At 33.6% G+C, this 593-nt stretch carries 1 pseudogene; it reads right to left on the bottom strand.

Features of this window, described 5'->3' with window-relative positions:
- Window positions 1-338, bottom strand: a pseudogene (locus tag B2S90_RS06375) (hypothetical protein); the annotation flags it as partial.
- Window positions 339-593 lie beyond the last annotated feature (255 nt).

Below are 593 nucleotides of genomic sequence, written 5' to 3'. Positions count from 1 at the left end.
ACAATACCATCATGACCATCTAATGCACCTTCTATCGCAATTCTTACATCACTTTCTACGACAAAAGTTCTATCTTCAAATGCTTCTTTACATATGTATTCTATTTTATCTCTTAATTCTTTCTGTTGGCCATATCCTGCAAGTCCTGCACCAATAATGGCAGTATGATCAGGATCTAGCTGATTGACACCATCTCTTAATATTTCAATAGATTGATCTTGTGGCTGAGTGAGAACATGTACTGTAGGAAGGATTAATTCTTTTAAACGAGATCCGTTCTCATCAAAAAGAACCATCTTTGTTTTTGTACCTCCGCCATCTATACCTATATACAACATTTCTGTTACCTCTTAATTTTCAGATGATTCGTTTGACTTTTCTTCTTCTAATAATTCACAATCATACATCTTAAAGAATGGATAATACATAGTTACCATTATTAACACTATTTATATTGTGTGTTATTCATCCCACACCCAAAGGAGTGGGCTTTCCGCACAGTTTTTTTTAAAGCACTCTTGAAACCAAACATAGGGATATCATAATCCGTCATACCAAAGACATTCTTGTTTTGTTTATTGTTTTGATTCTTT

This window comes from Catenibacterium sp. UBA627 (assembly GCF_002299355.1).
Classification (GTDB): Bacteria; Bacillota_I; Bacilli_A; order Erysipelotrichales; family Coprobacillaceae; genus Catenibacterium; species Catenibacterium mitsuoka.
The sequence above is the reverse complement of the archived record's forward strand: the minus strand, read 5'-3'. Positions and strand labels throughout refer to the sequence as shown.